Genomic DNA, 20,685 nt, shown 5'->3' with positions numbered 1-20,685 from the left:
AAAACACTCCAAACTTAACTGCTCTTGAAGAAGCTAATATATTAATGAAGTTAAGTAATATTAATATTAAAGATATATTAACTCCAAACGCAAGCTTTATATCTGAGTATAAACCTAAAGATATTATAGCTTAGTTCTCTAATAATACTCGTTCTATATTTAATGAAACATTAGTAAAACCAAATAGTGGACTTGCCGAGTTTATCCATATAACCGCTTTGAATTTTAGTAACTACCCCTTTATAAAGGAAGATATACAATGTATAGCAGATTATTTAAGGAATAATAAGACTATAGAGCGAGTATTTTTGGACAATTGCGGTATAAATGATAAGCAAGTAAAAATTTTAGCCGAAATATTTAGGCTTAACAAGACAATAACTAAGCTTTCTTTAGTAAGTAATAAAGCAATAACTAATATCGGAATAAAAACTTTATTAGAGATAAAACATAATAATCAATATAAGCGAGCAGAATTAGAAATCTCTCCTAATTTTAATGATAATTCAGAATTTCAGCTCATTCCCGAAATAGATATTTTAAATAAAAATTCTGTAAATACATATTTAAAGAAAACAAAAGCTCGAAACCTTGATTCTGAAATCGAAAATAAAAATTTACAACCTCTTAAAAATTACCATGAGTTGAAAAGACCGTTCATAAAGAACGGTAATAAGCTTTTAAAATTAATTGCAGAAAGCCATAATGAAATTACTAAAACAGGAAATAGTATAAATAAACTAATTGTAATGGTAGGGATGAACGGAGTAGGAGCGACTACTCTTAGTTGTTTTTTAAGCGGACAAAAATTAGAAGAAGATGAAGACCGCTCTTTATATGCGAAAGAACCGAAATATAATGAAAAAATACATCATCAAGCAAATAATGGATATAAGCTTGTTAATAATTTCTTTATATCTGATGATGAAGGTGGAATTAATATTATAGAATGTCCGGGGATTCATAATAAACCTATAAATTCTATTCAAACAATTCTTAATTTATATATTTACCGGCAAATATTAGAATTAGCCGAAAAAGTTAGATTTTCAGTCGTAATTAGAGATAATAGTGCAAATGATGTTGTTGACTCTACATATCAACAATTCACTAATATTTTTAGAGATAGTAATGGTCAGTTAACTCCGGAAATTAAAGAACAATTAAAAGATGCTGTATCTTATATAATTTCTGTTGCTGATTATAAAACTAACGAAGAAAAAAAAGCTAAAATTAAAGTAGAAGAAAGTAAACTCCGTAAGGACGCAAAGCGTCAAAATCTAGATGAAGGACAAAAATTTATAATTGAAGAGCTAGGAAAATCTGTAAATTTATTTAAAAAACCTAGCGGTGATACTAAATCTTTTCTAGAAACACTTGATACTAAAGATTTTTTTATTGTTATAGATGCTATTTCGTTAGTAGTTAGAACAATCGCAAATAATGAAATAGAAGCAGAACGAGAACAAATTTTTTCTTATATCGAGGCTATTTTTCAGAGTAAGAATGAAGAAGAAAAAAATGCTAATATTGTTCTAATAGATGAATGGCAACGTAAAATCTTGGATGTACTTGCTATTTCCAAAGATACAGGAGACGTCTTGCCTAAGTCTGCTTCCGTAAATTTTGCTACAACTATAGAGGTTATTTCTCAGAGTAAGAATGAAGAAGAAAAAAATACTAATATTACTGTAATAGATGGGCAGAAACATCCTGATTTGTATGTACTTGCCCCTTCCAAAGGCACAGGAGATGTTCTGCCTAATTCTGCTTCCAATACAAATTCTACTATAACTGCTGAGGAACAGAAAAATATCATGACTACTGCGTTGAAATTTGAGCTACAAGATATTTTGAGTAAAAAAAACTTATATGAGCCGCTTATTATTGAACAAGTAAAAAAATTGATGTCCCTATGTATAAAACCTTTTTCAGATACGCTTAATATTAAGGACTTAAGTCAAGCCAAGGACCTAAACCAAGTCAAGAACCTAAATCAAGTCAAGGACTCAAGCCAAAATAAATGGGCTACAATAAAAGAAATATATATAAAACCGCAAAAATCAGAAACACAGAAGCCAATTTTATCACAAGTTTTATCTAATCAAGTCAAGGAAAATATTTTAACTATAGGTAAAATTATTATAAATTTCTTTCAAGTCAATAAACATAATATAATAAGTCCATTTATTTCTTCTGATAATCTTAATTTACATCAAGGATTAGATTCAGACACGTTCTCAAACAATTATTCATTAATTCAACCTTATTTGCCAAAAAAAATATTAAATAAATCACCGGCACAAGAAACTGAAGAAAGTTTTTTTCCTGCTTTAAAAGAAATAGAAGAGCTTAATGAAATATATATTAAATATTCTGATGATCACCTAACCATGGTTACTTCATTTTTAGAAATTATAAGAAAGTTTTATGAGTCGAAAGATATAAGTGCTAAAATTCATTTCCAAGAAATATTAGGTAATTATGTATATTTCTTAAATCAGCAATGGAAAGCTTTATCTTTTTGTAAAAAACTTTATCCGCAATCGCAAAAGTGGCAGCCGCTGACAGAGGCAGTTGACAAAGCAAAAAAAATCCTAATTGAAGAGAATTTATTAGATATAAAATTAAAAAATAACGGAACAACAAAGTATTATACTGAAGCTTTAGAATGGCTTGATAAACTTACGGGACCGCAAGTTGAAGTTGTTGTTATAGCTATAAATGAGATAAAAGCCAATGCTTATTATTATTTAGGAATGATTTATGAAAATAGCGAATCACAATTAGATTGGTTTGTAGCAATAAGAGAATATATTAAAACCCTAGAAGTTGATAAAGATTTTAACTTTCTCTATGGTCATGATACAATTCCGTACATTTCTAGCAATATTTGTAAAAAAATAGGTGACTTATTTTTAGTACTCGGGAAATGGTATAAAAGTAAGAATGAAAATGTAAGTGCTATCAAGTTAACTCATGAAGCAATGAAATATTTTAAAGTAAGTTTAAGTATAGCCGATATTGAGGAGAGTAGTAATATTCTGCATGAAATTTTTAGTATTTTAAAAAATAAAAGAGAAACAAAAGTACTTTGTATATCTTTAGAAAAAGATCTTCATATATCTGTAGCAGAATTTTTATTTCAATTAAATTTAATACAAAAAGCAGGGCTTGAATATTTGAGAGCTGCAAGTAGAGTCGACAAAAATGATAAAGAAAAACAAGGGTTAGTATCAAAGGCGTTAAAAGCTTTTGATACGGATATAGCAAAAAATACTGCTTTTATACGTGCAATGCTTGAAAAAGGCAAAATAGAAGATCTTAGTATGTTTACCAAGGAGGTTAACAGAACAAAATTTTTCAGCGATACACAGACTCTAGTAAATAATTTTGTACCACTGCCGGAGCCGCAAGCCATAGAGTGGCCAAAAGTACAACAAAATCAAAATGAGCAATTGACTAATGAACAAAAAGAAACAAATAAACAAAATGATATACAGCCTCAAAAACAAGAAGAAGTTTTAGTTCAGCTGCAGCAAACACAGCAGCATCAACCACCACCGTTGCCACCGGAAAACAGCCCACTTCATACTGTAGAAAATATACAAAAACCGGATTACTGGTATACTGAAGATGATATAAAAAATATATTAGAAGCAAATATAGACAAAAATAAATTCTCTATAGTTACCCATGTTGATTTAGCACACCCTGAACAAGTAAGAGATGCACTTAGAGAAAGAGTGCATGAGGATTTAATTAAAAATAATAAAATTGTACTTATGGCTATTAATACAGGGCATGGGCATTGGGTAAGTATGGCGATTAGTAAAGATAATAATACAAATAAGGTAATATTTAAGTATAATGATCCTCTAGGTAGGGAGTTAAATGATCGTCCTGACTTAATAGAACTTATTACTGAGGTTTGCTCTGAGGTAGAAATAATAGACTTACAAATTCTACAACAAGATAATACTTCGGACTGCGGAGTTTTTGTATGTGATGATTTAATAAGACAATCTCAAAGTCTTGAAATTCTCTCTACGGAGCAATGTGGAAAACAAGGACTAAATTTAAGAAAATCTCAAGCTGAAACACTAAAACAAAGTTTAATAGCTCAACAAGCCCAAGAACAACATGTTTATATTAACGTAGATAGTAACGCTTCAGATGACGAAGAAGATGAGAATAATAACGGTAATAATAATGAAGTAGCCCGCCTTCCTTATGGTGATAATGGTGAAGTTGATGGGCTTGGTATTGCCTCTCAACATAATGAGTAACATTAGATTATAGAAAATGTTTATGAATTTTGCTAGAAGTTTGACGTTGCGATGTCATTCCTGCGAAAGCAGGAATCTAGTACCCAGCTCGCAAGGTCTTGTTGCGTGGACCGATTTTCCGTCATTGCAAGAAGAATTACATAATAATTCGACGAAGCAATCCAGTTAAAAATTCTGATTTACAGAATTTTTTTAATTATTTTCTGGATTGCCGCGTCGCTTCGCTCCTCGCAATGACGATTTAGAATTTCATGGGCAACAATATCTATACCGAAAAAGAATTACCACAGCCGCATTTTGCTTTAGCTTGCGGATTACTAACGTTGAAATATGAACTGCCGAGTTCCTCTATAAAATCTAAAGTACAATCTAGCATAAATTTTTGAGAGATAGGATCAATAATAATTGTAGCATTATGTTTAGTAATGACATAATCATCTTGCTCTATATTATCTTTTGAGACTAGTTCATAATTATACATAAGTCCTGAACAACCGCCGCTATCAACCGAAACACGCAGTACTAAATTCTTATCTTTTTCTAGCTCTACTAACTCGTAAACCCGTTCAAAAGCTCTATCCGTAATTGTTATCGTCACCAAAATTACCTTGTAAAAGTCTTGTAAATTATATAGTATAATGAATATTTTTTCAAGATGGCGTTGTGTTGAGGCTACCAAATCGTCATTGCGAGGAGAGGCAGAGCCTCGACGTGGCAATCTCAGGAATTTTATACTGTTTTCTAGATTGCCACGCTCTCTACGTTCGCTCGCAATGACGATTTGGTAGCCTCAACACAACGCCTTTCAAAATAAAGGATAACGATGCTAGCTTCATATGCTTCTGATCCTCTTAAAAGTAGGGGAAGATTATATAAGGAACTCCCGACCTCTTATAGAAACGAGTTTGAACGTGATCGTGATCGCATTATACATACCAATGCCTTTAGGCGTTTGCAATATAAAACTCAGGTTTTTATTAATCATGAGGGTGATCATTATAGAAATAGGCTAACTCATTCTCTAGAGGTTTCGACTGTTGCACGTTCGGTTGCCAATACTTTAAATTTATCAAGTGATCTAGCCGAGACAATAGCACTTGCTCACGATCTTGGTCATACGCCTTTCGGTCATGCGGGAGAGAGAGCTTTAAACGAATGTATGAAAGAGTATAACGGCTTTTCCCATAATGCTCAATCTTTGAAAATACTAACATTGCTTGAAAAAAGATATGCAGCTTATAACGGAGTGAATTTAACATGGGAAGTTTTAGAAGGAATCGTAAAACATAATGGTCCTATAACTGATGAAATAAATGAATATATAGCAGAGTATAATAAGCAAAATGATTTAGAACTGAGTACTTACGCATCGGCAGAGGCTCAAATAGCAGCACTTGCCGATGATATTAGCTATATTTCGCATGATCTCGAAGATAGTATCGGTGCTAAAATTATCGATTTTAATAGTCTTGCTGAGCTTAAATATATCGACCAACATGTTTTTGAGATTAAAACAAAATTTAAGAATATTAGCTCCTCTTGTCTGATTTATGAGGTAGTACGTAAGTTAATACATGAGTTAATTACTGATTTATTATGGCAAACAAAAGAAAATTTAAATAAAGAAAAAATTACTAATATAGACGAGATACGTAACTTGAATTATCAGATAGTGGATTTTACGGAAAAAACTAATGAACGCATTAAGGAAACTAAGAAGTTTCTACATGAGCGAGTTTATAAAAGTAATAAAATTACGGCAATCAGCCTTAAATGTACTAAAATCGTACAAGGTTTGTTTAAGGTTTATATGGATGATATAAATTTATTACCGGTTAATTGGAAAATGCTAATAGACTCTAATGAAACATATAGTAAGGCCAGAATCATTGCGGATTATATAGCAGGTATGACTGACCGTTTTGCTATCCAAGAATATAATCAGCTCTGTTCGCTGAATTTTAACAACATTTAATAACCATGAACATATTTAATCAATTGAAACAAGATATAATTGCGGCAAGCAAGCAATTATATAATAATCAAGAAATAGCAAATACTGCTAATATTGAAACTCCGAAAGATAATTTTAACGGTGATTTATCAAGTAATATTGCAATGATCATTGCTGCTAAAGAAAGTATTTCTCCTAGGGAAGTGGCTTTGAAGTTTAAAGAAGTCCTTACCACATTACCTTATATTGCAAGTATAGAAATAGCAGGGCCCGGCTTTATTAACTTCACTATAAAAGCCGAAAGCTGGCAAGCATCAATAAAAGATATTTTACAGCATGAAGAAAAATTTTTTGAAATTGATATAGATAAGAGCAGAAATATTAACATCGAGTATGTTTCGGCAAATCCCACTGGCCCAATGCATATAGGACATGCAAGAGGCGCGGTATATGGTGATGTGCTAGCAAGAATTTTACAAAAGGTAGGCTACTCTGTTACAAAAGAATATTATGTTAATGATGCAGGTTCGCAAATAAATGATTTAGTTAGTACGGTATTATTACGTTATAGAGAAGCTCTGGGCGAGAAAATTACTATTCCTGCCGGTTTATATCCAGGGGAATATTTAATTCCGCTTGGGCAAATTTTGGCGAAAGAATACGGCAATAAATTATTAACGATGAACGAAAATGAAAGGTTCAAAATAGTCAAAAATTTTGCCGTAGAAAAAATGCTTGATTTAAATAGAAAAGATTTAGCAGACCTTGGCATTAAACATGATATATTTTTCTCTGAACAGTCATTGCATGATAAAGGCGAAATAGAGGGAACGGTGAAATTACTTACCGGTATGGGGCTAATTTATGAAGGAACGCTCCCTGCTCCTAAAGGTAAAGTTCATGAGGAATGGGATAATAGAGTTCAAAAATTATTTAAATCTACCAATTACGGTGATAGTCAAGATCGCCCTATAGAAAAAGCCGACGGAAGTTGGTCGTATTTTGCTTCCGATCTTGCATATGCTAAGGATAAAATAGACAGAGGAGCAAATCACTTAATTTATGTACTTGGTGCCGATCATAGCGGATATGTTAAAAGAATTGAGGCAATAGTTAAGGCTCTAGGCAAAGAGCAGGTTAAAGTAGACGTTAAAATCTGTCAATTGGTCAATTTTGTTGAAAATGGTGTGCCGGTTAAAATGTCAAAACGTCTTGGGAACTTTGCTAGTGTGCAAGATGTAAATCATGAGGTAGGAAAAGATATCATAAGATTTATGATGTTAACAAGGCAAAATGATAAGCCGCTTGATTTTGATTTAGTAAAAGTGAAAGAACAATCAAGAGAAAATCCTATCTTTTATGTACAATATGCACATGTAAGAACAATATCTATTTTATCAAAAGCTAGAGAATTAATGCCTGAATCTTATAATAACTTTGAAGAAGGTAAGTATGATTTATCTTTATTATCATCGGAAGAAGAAATTGAGATAATAAAGCTTTTGGCTAGTTGGACAAAAACATTAGAAGCATCCGCAAAATATTTTGAACCGCACCGCATTGCATTTTATTTAATAAACTTAGCTTCAAGATTTCATTCTATGTGGAATTTCGGTAAAGAAAATAGCGATTATAGATTTGTAATTGAGAGCAATAAAGAATTAACACTAGCACGCCTTGCTCTTGCAAGTGCCATACAGAAAGTTATAGCTAGCGGTCTTGAAGTGATAGGTGTAGAGCCTATGGATAGGATGTAGTTAGGTTTTCATCGTCATTGCGAGCAGCCGTAGGCTGCGTGGCAATCTCATGAAGTAATACTCCTAAGATTGCTTCGTCAAAACTTACAGTTTTTCCTCGCAATGACGTTTTTTTATTATCAAATTACTAAATATGATCAATAATATTTTTGTTAAAATATTTCTAGTGTGCTTAATATGTATATCCGCTATTTATTTTGGTTATCAATATTACCAGAATAGCAAGCCGGTAATTACTATTTATCCTGATGAGCTGCCTACAAAAATAAAACCGTCTATAATAGAAAATAACCAAATAGCAGCAGTACATAGTAGTATATATGAAAACCTTATTGCTAAAGATACAAATATTAAAACCGTAAAATTGCTTCCTGACCCTGAGAAACCTATGAATATAGATTCTCGTAACCAAAGTCAAAGCAATGAATCTTTTGATGAAATATCTAACCTGATCGCATTAATAGAGCCAAATAATAACGCCAAAAATGAAACGGATTTAAATATAATAAAGCTTGAAAAAGGAAGTAAGGATAAGGTTAGTAATGCTAAAAATTGTAAAAATAATGAGAGTTATAAAATACAGCTTGGTTCGGTAAAATCTGAAGCAGAAGCAATGCAAGAAGGGGAAAGAATAAAAAAGAAATTCCCGAAAATTCTTAAAAATGTTGTTATCACAACCAAAAAAGTTAAATATGACGACGGCAAATTTTTCTATTTAATCTTAGCCGGTGATTATGGTAGTCTTAGTCAAGCTAAAGCAGTTTGTAAAAAACTAGCTTATAACAAGCAGAGTTGTGTGTTGAAGTGAGATAATTGGAATAATTTATGATAATAGATGAAGAAGATTTTGATGAAATCACAATTGAGGAAGATATCGCACTTTCAAAACTTGCAGATAAACGATTGAAAGAAACTAAATATTGGGTAAAGCATGAAGACGCTTGGGGTATTCCCGGCATTGCTAGTGAGCATTGTTGCGTGGATACACAGTCGTCATTGCGAGCAGCCATAGGCTGCGTGGCAATCTCGTGCCAAAGTCCTGAGATTGCTTCGTCGAATTACTTCGTAATTCTTCTCGCAATGACGGAAAATTGATCCATGCAACAACGACTGCTAGCAATGACGATAAATAAAAATTAAATAACTTATGAAAGAAGCTAAAATAGAAAATATTGACTTTGGTAATGCGTTATCGGAGCGTTATCTTGCTTATGCGTTGTCAACGATTATGTCACGTTCGCTTCCTGACGTACGCGATGGACTTAAGCCTGTACATCGTAGGTTGTTATACGCAATGCTACAGCTAAGACTTGAGCCGAATTCCGGTTATAAGAAATGTGCAAGGGTGGTCGGTGACGTAATAGGTAAATACCACCCGCACGGTGATGTGGCAGTTTATGATACTTTGGTACGCCTTGCTCAACATTTTTCGCTTCGTTATCCTTTAATTGACGGGCAGGGTAATTTCGGCTCTATCGACGGTGATAATGCAGCAGCTATGCGTTATACCGAATCACGCATGACGGAAATATGTACTTTATTAATGGTAGATATTGAGAAAGATACGGTAGATTTCCGCCCTACTTATGATGATTCTGATTTAGAGCCGGTAATAATGCCGGCAAGTTTCCCAAACTTACTAGCTAACGGCTCTGAAGGGATAGCGGTTGGTATGGCAACCAATATACCGCCGCATAATTTACATGAGTTATGTGATGCTTTAGTGCATTTAATCGATCACCCGAAAGCTGAAATTAGCGACATGATGAATTTCATCAAAGGTCCTGATTTTCCGACCGGCGGCATAATTATTGATAAAGCCGAGCTTATTAATGCTGCGTATAGCACCGGACGTGGTAGTTTCAGAATGAGAAGCAGATGGGAGAAAGAGGAGCTAAGTTACGGTACATATCAGATAGTCGTAACCGAGATACCTTATCAAGTTCAAAAATCAAAACTTATAGAACAAATAGCGATATTACTAAAAGATAAAAAAATCCCGCTTGTTAGCAATATTAGGGATGAATCAACCGACATTATAAGATTGGTTATAGAGCCGAGAGATCGGGGATGTGATCCACAAATAGTTATGGAATCTCTATTCAAGCTAACGAATTTAGAAAGCCGCATTCAGCTAAATATGAATGTGATCGGCAGTAATAATGTACCGAGAGTAATGAATATTTTAGAGGTTTTACAAGAGTTTTTAGCTCATAGACAAAATATTGTTACTCGCAGGTCAACTTATCTTTTAAACAAAATCAAGCATCGTTTAGAAATTCTAGAAGGTCTTAGAATAGCTTATTTAAATCTTGATGAGATAATTAAAATTATTCGTGAAGAGGATGAGCCGAAAGCGATAATGATGGAGCGGTTTAAACTAACCGAAATACAGGTAGAAGCGATATTAAATACCCGCCTTCGCTCACTTCGTAAACTTGAAGAGCAGGAAATTATTAATGAGCATAGTAACTTGCAGAAGCAACAAGCTATATTAGAAGAGATTTTAAATAATCCTAAAGAACTATGGAAAATAGTTAAAAAAGAAATAAAAGCAGTACAAACGAAATTTGGATTAAATACAGTAATAGGAGCTAGACGTACAAGCTTTGAAGAAGTAACGCTTACGAATCAGGTAGTTGATATAACGGCGTTTATTACTAAAGAACCGATTACTATTATTTGCTCAAAAATGGGATGGGTGCGTTCGTTAAAAGGTCATAACACCGATTTATCGACTATTAAATATAAAGAAGGGGACGCAGAGAAGTTTATTATAGAAGCTTACACGACTGATAAGATACTAATAGTAAGTTCGGAGGGTAGGTTTTTTACTTTGCTTGCCGATAATATTTCTAAAGGTAAAGGAACAGGAGAATCTATAAAGCTGCTTGTGGATATAGGCAATAACGATATTACTAATATTTTAGTCCATAAATCTGATCAGCTTTTATTACTTGCAAGTAGTATAGGTAAAGGCTTTTTGGTTAATTCAAATGAAGTAATGGCTCAAACAAAAACAGGAAAGCAAATTATGAACGTGCCTGATGGTCACACATGTATAGCGTGTTTACCTGTAAACGGGGATAGTATTGCTTGTATCGGTGAAAGCCGTAAATTACTGGTATTTAATATAGATGAGATACCGGAAATGAAAAAGGGGCAAGGCGTAACGCTGCAAAAATTTAAGAATGCAAAGTTACTTGATATTAAGATATTCAATAAAGAAGATGGTTTAAGCTGGAATAACAATGGAAAAGTAAAACTTGAGAAAAACATCATTGCATTTTTAGGAAAAAGAGGTAGTACCGGTAAATTACCGCCTATGGGCTTCCATAAAAATAATAGATTTTCATCATAATTATAGGCACTGTCCAAATAAGTGTGTAAATTTCTCAAAGGTTGTATAAAAGAAAATATAACAAAAAGAGAAATTACAATGACACAGAAACAAAATGCTGCAATGGAACAAGCGATAGATTTATTGATCAATAATGATACAGATGTATCAATATTATTCAGGGAAGATGGTTTATTAAAAGAAATAACCAAGCGTCTTGTAGAGAGAGCTCTACAGTCTGAGATGAATAATCATTTAGGATATAGCAAGTACAATCAAAGTGATGCTCAGAATTCACGTAATGGTTATAACACAAAGAATCTGATTACAAAGAATGGTGCTGTTGAGATTGAAGTGCCAAGAGATAGAAATAGCAGTTTTGCACCATCATTAGTAGCAAAGCGTCAAAGAAGACTTGATGGTTTTGATGATAAAGTACTATCTTTGTATGCTAAAGGTATGAGTTTATCAGATATAAAATTACAGCTTCAGGAGTTATATGGAGCTGATGTAAGCGAGAGTTTAATTAGCCAAATCACAGATGATATAATAGAGGATGTTAAGCTATGGCAAAGCCGTCCATTAGATCCAGTATATGCTATAGTATTTTTTGATTGTTTAATAGTAAAAGTACGTCAGGATAAACGGATTATCAATAAATCGGTATATGTTGCATTAGGTATTGATTTAGAAGGGCGGAAAGATATTTTGGGATTATGGATCAGTGAGAATGAAGGGGCTAAATTTTGGCTTGGAAATTTTACTGAGATGAAAAATAGAGGTATACAAGACATACTGATAGCATGTAGCGATAACCTTAATGGTATGTCTGAAGCTATAGGTGCTGTTTTTCCAAAGACGGAGCATCAATTATGTATTGTACATCAAATTAGAAATAGTTTACGATATGTATCATATAAGGACCGGAAAGAGCTTGCTGGTGATTTAAAACCTATTTATACACTAGCACAGAAAAAGAAGCACTTTCCGCTTTAGAGGCTTTTGAATCTAAATGGAATAAACAATATCCTCAAATTGCTAAATCTTGGTATGTTCACTGGGATAATTTAATGATTTTCTTAGGATACCCTGAAGAAATACGGAAAATAATTTATACAACAAATGCTGTGGAATCTGTTAATAGTCAACTCCGAAAAGTCACAAAAAATAAACGTGTTTTTCCAAATGATAATGCTGTTTTTAAAAGCTTATATTTGGCAATTGATTACATGACCAAAAAATGGTCCATGCCCATACCAAATTGGAATGCGGCTATGGCTCATTTTTTAATAAAATTTGACGAAAGAATCTAGGCTTTTGGAAAAGTTTACACACTTAATCGGGAAGACTCTTTTGTGCCAGTGGTTAGCAAATCGTACACTAGCCCGCACCACTATACATCCTAAGCTTTGTGAATTTTTAACCTTTCTTGAAAAATTCATATGCTGGTTTTAGTCTAGTTTCTGTCAGATACTATTATAGTATTACGTTTATTTTATAAAGCTAAGTTGCAAATAATATAAAACTAATGTATGATTTACATATACGGTAATGATTATTTTATTATATGATAGAAATTCTTCTTTTTGTACATATTACTATTGCAGTGTTGCTAATTATAGTTATTCTGATGCAGCGTAGCGGATCGGATGGAATTAGTAGTATAAGCGGCGGTAATAATATGGGAGTAGTCAGTGCTAAAACAGTCGGTAATTTTCTTACTAAAAGCACTATAATACTTACAACATTATTTTTAATAAACGCAATAGTACTTGCTAACCTTTCCTCAAAAAAGAAATCAGATTTAGTTTCTAAAATTAATGAAATTGAAGAAAATCAAGCAGAAAATAGTTTACCTATAGCTAAATAGTTACAGCTTTATCTTAGTAATATCTCTCATACTTGTCATTGTCTATCTTTGTTGGCATTGTTGCATGGATATCCGAACAGTCATTGCGAGGAGGCATTGTTGCGTAGACCGGTAAAACCTACTGTGTCACCTAGTTCGCTTGCTAACTAGGTCCATAAAAACAATAAAAAATACTAATAATTTAAATATTTTTAACTGGAACCCGTGGTCAAGCCACGGGACGACAGAGGTGAAATTGATCCACGTAACAACACCTTGCGAGAAGCAAAGCGACGTGGCAATCCAAAAAAATAATTAAAAAAATTCTGATTTACAGAATTTTTTTTCTTCCTTGCTTCGTTGAAATTTACAATTTCTTCTCGCAATAACGAAAAAATCGGGTCATACAACAAAGCCGTATGACAATAATTCACAAAATAATTTTAGAAATGTCTATAGAATTTAATATAAAAGAAAAAATTTATATCATTTTATGTATTTTTGGCACTGTCCAAATAAGTGTGTAAATTTCTCAAAGGTTGTATAGAAGAAAATATAACAAAAAGAGAAATTACAATGACACAGAAACAAAATGCTGCAATGGAACAAGCGATAGATTTATTGATCAATAATGATACAGATGTATCAATATTATTCAGGGAAGATGGTTTATTAAAAGAAATAACCAAGCGTCTTGTAGAGAGAGCTCTACAGTCTGAGATGAATAATCATTTAGGATATAGCAAGTACAATCAAAGTGATGCTCAGAATTCACGTAATGGTTATAACACAAAGAATCTGATTACAAAGAATGGTGCTGTTGAGATTGAAGTGCCAAGAGATAGAAATAGCAGTTTTGCACCATCATTAGTAGCAAAGCGCCAAAGAAGGCTTGATGGTTTTGATGATAAAGTACTATCTTTGTATGCTAAAGGTATGAGTTTATCAGATATAAAATTACAGCTTCAGGAGTTATATGGAGCTGATGTAAGCGAGAGTTTAATTAGCCAAATCACAGATGATATAATAGAGGATGTTAAGCTATGGCAAAGCCGTCCATTAGATCCAGTATATGCTATAGTATTTTTTGATTGTTTAATAGTAAAAGTACGTCAGGATAAACGGATTATCAATAAATCGGTATATGTTGCATTAGGTATTGATTTAGAAGGGCGGAAAGATATTTTGGGATTATGGATCAGTGAGAATGAAGGGGCTAAATTTTGGCTTGGAAATTTTACTGAGATGAAAAATAGAGGTATACAAGACATACTGATAGCATGTAGCGATAACCTTAATGGTATGTCTGAAGCTATAGGTGCTGTTTTTCCAAAGACGGAGCATCAATTATGGAGTCTTCCCGATTAAGTGTGTAAACTTTTCCAAAAGCCTAGAGTCTTTCGTCACATGTTATTAAAAAATGAGCCATATCCGCATTCCAATTTGGTATGGGCATGGACCATTTTTTGGTCATGTAATCAATTGCCAAATATAAGCTTTAAAAACAGCATTATCATTTGGAAAAACACGTTTATTTTTTGTGACTTTTCGGAGTTGACTATTAACAGATTCCACAGCATTTGTTGTATAAATTATTTTCCGTATTTCTTCAGGGTATCCTAAGAAAATCATTAAATTATCCCAGTGAACATACCAAGATTTAGCAATTTGAGGATATTGTTTATTCCATTTAGATTCAAAAGCCTCTAAAGCGGAAAGTGCTTCTTTTTCTGTGCTAGTGTATAAATAGGTTTTAAATCACCAGCAAGCTCTTTCCGGTCCTTATATGATACATATCGTAAACTATTTCTAATTTGATGTACAATACATAATTGATGCTCCGTCTTTGGAAAAACAGCACCTATAGCTTCAGACATACCATTAAGGTTATCGCTACATGCTATCAGTATGTCTTGTATACCTCTATTTTTCATCTCAGTAAAATTTCCAAGCCAAAATTTAGCCCCTTCATTCTCACTGATCCATAATCCCAAAATATCTTTCCGCCCTTCTAAATCAATACCTAATGCAACATATACCGATTTATTGATAATCCGTTTATCCTGACGTACTTTTACTATTAAACAATCAAAAAATACTATAGCATATACTGGATCTAATGGACGGCTTTGCCATAGCTTAACATCCTCTATTATATCATCTGTGATTTGGCTAATTAAACTCTCGCTTACATCAGCTCCATATAACTCCTGAAGCTGTAATTTTATATCTGATAAACTCATACCTTTAGCATACAAAGATAGTACTTTATCATCAAAACCATCAAGCCTTCTTTGACGCTTTGCTACTAATGATGGTGCAAAACTGCTATTTCTATCTCTTGGCACTTCAATCTCAACAGCACCATTCTTTGTAATCAGATTCTTTGTGTTATAACCATTACGTGAATTCTGAGCATCACTTTGATTGTACTTGCTATATCCTAAATGATTATTCATCTCAGACTGTAGAGCTCTCTACAAGACGCTTGGTTATTTCTTTTAATAAACCATCTTCCCTGAATAATATTGATACATCTGTATCATTATTGATCAATAAATCTATCGCTTGTTCCATTGCAGCATTTTGTTTCTGTGTCATTGTAATTTCTCTTTTTGTTATATTTTCTTCTATACAACCTTTGAGAAATTTACACACTTATTTGGACAGTGCCCAAGTCGAGGAACGGAGCGTATACTTAATACGTGAGTACCACAGAACTTGTAGAACGACGTAGCCAATTTTTGAAATTCCACCTGAGTATACCTTAAGCTTTTGCTGCTTTGGTTTTAGCAATAGGAATATGTCTCTCTTTAATTCTAGCCGACTTACCACTTCTTTGTCTTAAATAGTAGAGTTTAGCACGACGAACTACCCCGTATTTTACTACATCAATAGAGTGTACTATCGGCGAGTAAGTCATAAAGCGTCTTTCGACACCTTCACCATGGCTAATTTTACGTACTAAGAAAGATGAAGTAATACCGCGATTTCTTTTTGCGATAACTACACCTTCATAAGCTTGAAATCTTTCCGTTAATTTTTCCTTACCGTCTTTTTCAATCGATCTATCAATAATTTTAACAGTTACCTTAACTGTATCACCGGCTTCAAAATCAGGAATTTTTTTATTTGCAGTAAGCTTTGAAATATTTTCCTGTTCAAAGTGGTCAATAATATTCATTTTTTTAACTCCTTAACTCTATAAATCTTTAAGTAACTCCGGACGGCGTAATTTAGTAATTATACGTGATTGCTCTTTTTTCCACTCATTAATTAGCCTGTGGTTACCAGATAATAAAACACTCGGTACAGCTCGATCACGCCAAATTTCAGGTCTTGTATATAGACCGCATTCAAGCCCGCCCTTAAATTCCCCGACTTCTTCAAAAGACTCGGAAGATAAGGTATTTTGGTTCATTAAAACACCTGGCAGTAGTCTAATTAAGCAATCGAGAATGGTGAGGGTAGGTATTTCTCCGCCGGATAAAATGTAGTCGCCTACACTAATTTCTTTAACATTATACTCTTCAATTACACGTTCGTCAATCCCTTCGTAACGTCCACATAAGAATATAAGGTTTTTATTTTTTAACATCTCCTTAGCAAAACTTTGAGTAAAGACTCTACCGCGAGGTGAAGGATAGTAAATTTCAGCATTAGGATTTAAAGAAAGGGCATGATCTATACTACTGCCTAAAACATCAGGACGCATTATAAGCCCGTCACCACCGCCATAAGCTTCATCATCGACATTTTTATGCTTAGTTAGACCGAAATCCCGAATATTGATAACATCATATGACCAAATATTTTTATGCAGGGCTTGCCCTGCTAAAGAATACCCCAGAGTACCAGGAAACATTTCAGGAAAAACTGTTAAGATTGTAGCATGAAGTATAAACATACGTTTAAAATAGTAAACAGTACCAATTAACGCAATAAAATTATAATTTAATTATTTACCCACCCACCTGTCCTATAATCTTCTTTTCTATTGTTTTTTAGCAGCAGCTGTTGCACCACTCCTAAATGCTTCAGCCTTTTGTTTATTCGTTTTATGAGCTTGATCACTTTGAAATTTTTGAAATTCTGCTTTCTTAGCAGCTTCTATATAGCGACTTTTTATTTTCTCTAAGCGTCTCATAGCATCTTTATCTAAACTAATACCTGCTTCTTTTGCTTGCTGCTCTATTTTTAATGCTGTCTTATAACCTGCTTCTGCGTTTTTAGCTATAACTTGCTTCTGCATAAAATTCACTCTAGAATCTTTCTTCATTGCATCATTATATGGATTTATCTTATTATTTTTAATATCCTTTATTTGTTTTTCTGCTTTCTTTTTATCAAAATCTTCCGGAATAACTTCCCTCAAAATTTAAGTTAAAAATATATCTATAGTTGCATATATTTTATTTCAAAAAAAGTTAATAAAGAAAAATAGAGATAGAAGTAATTAAAAATTAACCAATTTGTGTTATAAAAACTTCATCACTTCTTCAGCGATGATTAGCTCTTCGTTTGTCGGCACAGCAAAAACTTTAACTTTACTATCAGATGTACTTATTAGATGCTCGTTTTTTTGGTTTTTTGTATCATCTATTTTAATGCCTAGCCATAAAAGTTTTTCGGTAATCATTTTACGTATTACAGCAGAATTCTGTCCAACACCGGCAGTAAAAATTAGACAATCAACTCCCTCAAGTGCAGCAGTTAGCTTACCTATTTCAAGTACAATGCGATACACGAATAAATCTATAGCAAATTTAGCATCAGGTGAGTTACTGGCAAGCAAAGTACGCATATCGGAACTTTCACCGGACATACCGAGTAATCCTGATTTCTTATATAGTAACTCTGTTACTTCTTTCGTAGTCATTTTCTCATGATCGATAAGATATAACACTACTCCAGGATCAAGGTTACCTGTCCTTGTACCCATCATAACACCGTCAAGTACGCTAAAGCCCATGGAACTTGTTAGACTAAGACCATTTTTAATAGCACATAGACTACTACCGCTTCCTAAGTGAGCTATAATAGTCTTTGTAGGTAAATCTTCCTTTGTCATTTCTTTAAAATGGCTGCTAACATATTTATATGATAACCCATGAAAACCGTAACGAATTATCCCTTTATCATAATATTTTTTCGGTAAACCGAAAGCTTTTGTAATAGGCGGATTGGTAAAATGAAATGACGTATCAAAACATGCTATATGCGAGATTTCTTTATATTTTTGAAGAAATAAATCCAGTACCTGCAAATTATAAGGTTGATGCAAAGGGCTTAGAGGTATTAATACTGTCAAATCTTTACTAACTTTTTCATAAACAATAACCGGTTTATTAAAATTTTTCCCGCCATGAACAATACGGTGACCGGTTGCAATTAAATTGAGATTCTCTTGTTTTTTCCACCAATCTTCAAAAAGATCAATCATCATTTCAATAGCATCATCTTTAATGTCGGTAGCAGATTCCTGTTTTTTATTTATATGAAATAATATTTTATTGACGTTCTTCTCTAAAAAAATATTATAAATTTTATCCTTAACTTTTTTATTCTGAATTTCAAAAATAGAAATTTTTAAACTAGATGAGCCGGCATTAGCTATTAAAATAACATCTTTCATATTATTTACCTGCTTGGATATGTAGCTTTGCCTTAGTGTGATTATAGATAAATGAAGCAAGTACACAGGAAATAACCCGCATATCCATAGGATCGGCTCTACTTGTTAAAATAATAGGCACACGGGCTCCAAGAACGATACCCGCCATAACCGCTTGACCCAAATATTTTAGCTGCTTTGCAAGCATATTGCCTGATTCAAGATCAGGTACTACTAATATATCGGCATTCCCTGAAACCGAAGAACTAATGCCTTTTGCTTCTGCAGCAAATAAAGATATAGCATTATCAAACGCAAGCGGTCCATCAACTATAGCACTCGTAATTTGCCCTCGATCTGCCATTTTCGATAAAGCGGCTGCGTCAAGGGTTGTAGGGATTGCGGAGGTTACCGTCTCAACTGCTGACAATACCGCAACTCTAACCTGCTTGTCTTCTTTAATCATATGCATTAAATCAATAGCATTCTGCACTATATCACGCTTATCTTCTAGAGTAGGACGAATATTAATAGCAGCATCAGTAATAATAAAAGGCTTTGGGAACGTTGCAACTGCCATTAAAAAAGCATGGCTTATACGGCGTTCGGTACGTAGTCCATTCTCCTTATGAACTACTGCAGACATAAGCTCATCGGTATGAAGAGACCCTTTCATAATAGCCGCAACTTCTCTTTTCTTTGCAAGCTCTACGGCTTTTTTTGCTGCCTCGTGGCTATGCTCAACGTTAATTACTTGATAATCCTCAAGATCGACATTATTAACTTTTGCTACTGATTCAATTTTATGTTGCGGACCAATCAGGACCGGTTTTATTACATTAAATTGTGCCGCTCTAACTGCACCGAGTAATGATTCTTTATCGATTGGATGAACTACTGCAGTTTTAACAGGCTTAAAGCCGTCGGCTCTAAGTAATAGATCGATGAAATGCTTTGCTGCTTCATCAAAGTCAGGATCGTTGATTTCTTTTGGAGGAGTATAAGTAGTACCTAATTTCTTAGCTAGAATTGCATCTAAAAAAGTCTCGTTTATTATATGTTGTTTCTTCATAAACCCCTTAATAAATTAATCACTAACTTAATTAGATAATATATAAGTTAATTAATAAAGGGAAAACTAGTTATTGTTTTTAGTGGGAATTTCTTAAGTGCCATTAACGCAACAGTGTATTTTTTTATTTATCCCAATTTTCTAAAATTAAATTAGGTATACGCTTAAATTCTTTTATATTATTAGTAACTAAAGTTGCGTTTTCAGCTATAGCATGACTTGCAATTAGCAAATCATTATTTCCTATTATTAGACCCTTTTGCTCAAGTTCCGTACGTAATTCTCCATAATAAAAAGTGCATTTTGCAGAAAAATCTATTATTTCTAATCTACTTAGAAAAATATCCAATTTGCTTTGATTTTGCTCTTTTTTCTTACTTTTAGAAACACCATATTGAAGTTCTGCTAATACTATTGATGAAATAGCAATAGTATTATTTTTTGCCAGTAATTCTAAATTATTATAATAAGAATCAGGATGTTTATTAATTGCATAAACACAAATATTAGTGTCAAGCATGTAGATCATTCAAAATATTTCCTTTTTTGTGGTGGTAAATCTTTTCTTCCCTCAGGAAAAATATCATCACTAGAAATTTCAGCCATTTCCTGAAAAACATCTTTCCAACTGTTAGGCAGAGGCTGTAATACTATTCCTTTACCTAAAGGAATAACACTAACTTCTTTAACTGAGAAACGAAATTCCTTAGGTAATCTTACTGCTTGACTTTGACCATTCATAAATATTTTTGCTTTATTCATAACTATACCTCAATAGTATATATTAATTAGTATATATTAACTTTATTA

15 protein-coding genes and 3 pseudogenes are annotated in these 20,685 nt (G+C 33.1%); 9 read left to right on the top strand and 9 right to left on the bottom strand.

The features are described from left to right. The first annotated feature begins 218 nt into the window (after window positions 1-218). The gene (locus tag RF_RS11060) at window positions 219-4,289 is read left to right on the top strand and encodes a Ulp1 family isopeptidase (RefSeq protein WP_011270466.1); all 4,071 of its coding nucleotides are present in this window, start codon (window positions 219-221) and stop codon (window positions 4,287-4,289) included. Between the two features lie 265 nt (window positions 4,290-4,554). On the opposite strand, the gene RF_RS00595 is transcribed toward RF_RS11060, so the two are convergent. Then, window positions 4,555-4,887 (bottom strand): iron-sulfur cluster assembly accessory protein, encoded by a 333-nt coding sequence (locus RF_RS00595; protein WP_039594789.1) that lies wholly within the window; start codon window positions 4,885-4,887, stop codon window positions 4,555-4,557. Between the two features lie 225 nt (window positions 4,888-5,112). Between RF_RS00595 and RF_RS00590 the strand changes: the two genes are divergently transcribed. From RF_RS00590 to RF_RS00555, 8 genes and pseudogenes are all read left to right on the top strand, one after another. Beyond that, window positions 5,113-6,264, top strand: coding sequence for a deoxyguanosinetriphosphate triphosphohydrolase (locus RF_RS00590; protein WP_011270464.1), 1,152 nt, complete (start codon window positions 5,113-5,115; stop codon window positions 6,262-6,264). 5 nt (window positions 6,265-6,269) lie between these two features. Continuing rightward, entirely contained in the window at window positions 6,270-8,000 is a 1,731-nt protein-coding gene (argS, locus tag RF_RS00585; RefSeq protein ID WP_011270463.1) for an arginine--tRNA ligase, read from the top strand. A gap of 133 nt (window positions 8,001-8,133) precedes the next feature. Beyond that, window positions 8,134-8,808, top strand: a complete 675-nt coding sequence (locus RF_RS00580; protein ID WP_011270462.1) for an SPOR domain-containing protein — start codon at window positions 8,134-8,136, stop codon at window positions 8,806-8,808. Between the two features lie 17 nt (window positions 8,809-8,825). Next, on the top strand, window positions 8,826-9,095 hold the full coding sequence (locus tag RF_RS10375) for a hypothetical protein (RefSeq protein ID WP_039594787.1): 270 nt from the start codon (window positions 8,826-8,828) through the stop codon (window positions 9,093-9,095). A 52-nt stretch (window positions 9,096-9,147) separates the two neighbouring features. Next, window positions 9,148-11,361, top strand: coding sequence for a DNA topoisomerase IV subunit A (gene parC / locus RF_RS00570; protein WP_011270461.1), 2,214 nt, complete (start codon window positions 9,148-9,150; stop codon window positions 11,359-11,361). Between the two features lie 78 nt (window positions 11,362-11,439). After that, window positions 11,440-12,653 (top strand): annotated as a pseudogene (locus RF_RS00565) (IS256 family transposase). Between the two features lie 254 nt (window positions 12,654-12,907). Further along, a complete protein-coding gene (secG, locus tag RF_RS00560) occupies window positions 12,908-13,210 on the top strand; it encodes a preprotein translocase subunit SecG (protein ID WP_011270458.1) in 303 nt (100 codons plus the stop codon). A 555-nt stretch (window positions 13,211-13,765) separates the two neighbouring features. Continuing rightward, window positions 13,766-14,539: pseudogene (locus RF_RS00555) on the top strand (IS256 family transposase); the annotation flags it as partial. Between the two features lie 40 nt (window positions 14,540-14,579). Here the strand turns inward: RF_RS00555 and RF_RS00550 are convergent. The 8 genes and pseudogenes from RF_RS00550 to vapB2 all read right to left on the bottom strand — a co-directional run bounded on the left by RF_RS00550 (window position 14,580) and on the right by vapB2 (window position 20,637). After that, window positions 14,580-15,790 (bottom strand): annotated as a pseudogene (locus tag RF_RS00550) (IS256 family transposase). Window positions 15,791-15,956: 166 nt separating this feature from the next. Further along, window positions 15,957-16,373, bottom strand: a complete 417-nt coding sequence (gene rplS / locus RF_RS00545) for a 50S ribosomal protein L19 (protein WP_011270454.1) — start codon at window positions 16,371-16,373, stop codon at window positions 15,957-15,959. An 18-nt stretch (window positions 16,374-16,391) separates the two neighbouring features. Further along, window positions 16,392-17,096, bottom strand: a complete 705-nt coding sequence (gene trmD, locus RF_RS00540) for a tRNA (guanosine(37)-N1)-methyltransferase TrmD (RefSeq protein ID WP_011270453.1) — start codon at window positions 17,094-17,096, stop codon at window positions 16,392-16,394. 87 nt (window positions 17,097-17,183) lie between these two features. Next, on the bottom strand, window positions 17,184-17,564 hold the full coding sequence (locus RF_RS00535; RefSeq protein WP_231564253.1) for a hypothetical protein: 381 nt from the start codon (window positions 17,562-17,564) through the stop codon (window positions 17,184-17,186). Window positions 17,565-17,666: 102 nt separating this feature from the next. Then, window positions 17,667-18,824 (bottom strand): acetate/propionate family kinase, encoded by a 1,158-nt coding sequence (locus RF_RS00525; RefSeq protein ID WP_039594774.1) that lies wholly within the window; start codon window positions 18,822-18,824, stop codon window positions 17,667-17,669. Window position 18,825: 1 nt separating this feature from the next. After that, window positions 18,826-19,875 (bottom strand): phosphate acetyltransferase, encoded by a 1,050-nt coding sequence (locus RF_RS00520; RefSeq protein WP_011270450.1) that lies wholly within the window; start codon window positions 19,873-19,875, stop codon window positions 18,826-18,828. 124 nt (window positions 19,876-19,999) lie between these two features. After that, on the bottom strand, window positions 20,000-20,404 hold the full coding sequence (gene vapC2 / locus RF_RS00515; protein ID WP_011270449.1) for a type II toxin-antitoxin system toxin ribonuclease VapC2: 405 nt from the start codon (window positions 20,402-20,404) through the stop codon (window positions 20,000-20,002). Beyond that, a complete protein-coding gene (vapB2, locus tag RF_RS00510; RefSeq protein WP_011270448.1) occupies window positions 20,401-20,637 on the bottom strand; it encodes a type II toxin-antitoxin antitoxin VapB2 in 237 nt (78 codons plus the stop codon). The genes vapC2 and vapB2 overlap by 4 nt, the downstream gene beginning before the upstream one ends. Between the last annotated feature and the right edge of the window lie 48 nt (window positions 20,638-20,685).

Source organism: Rickettsia felis URRWXCal2 (genome assembly GCA_000012145.1).
Classification (GTDB): Bacteria; Pseudomonadota; Alphaproteobacteria; order Rickettsiales; family Rickettsiaceae; genus Rickettsia; species Rickettsia felis.
The sequence above is the reverse complement of the archived record's forward strand: the minus strand, read 5'-3'. Positions and strand labels throughout refer to the sequence as shown.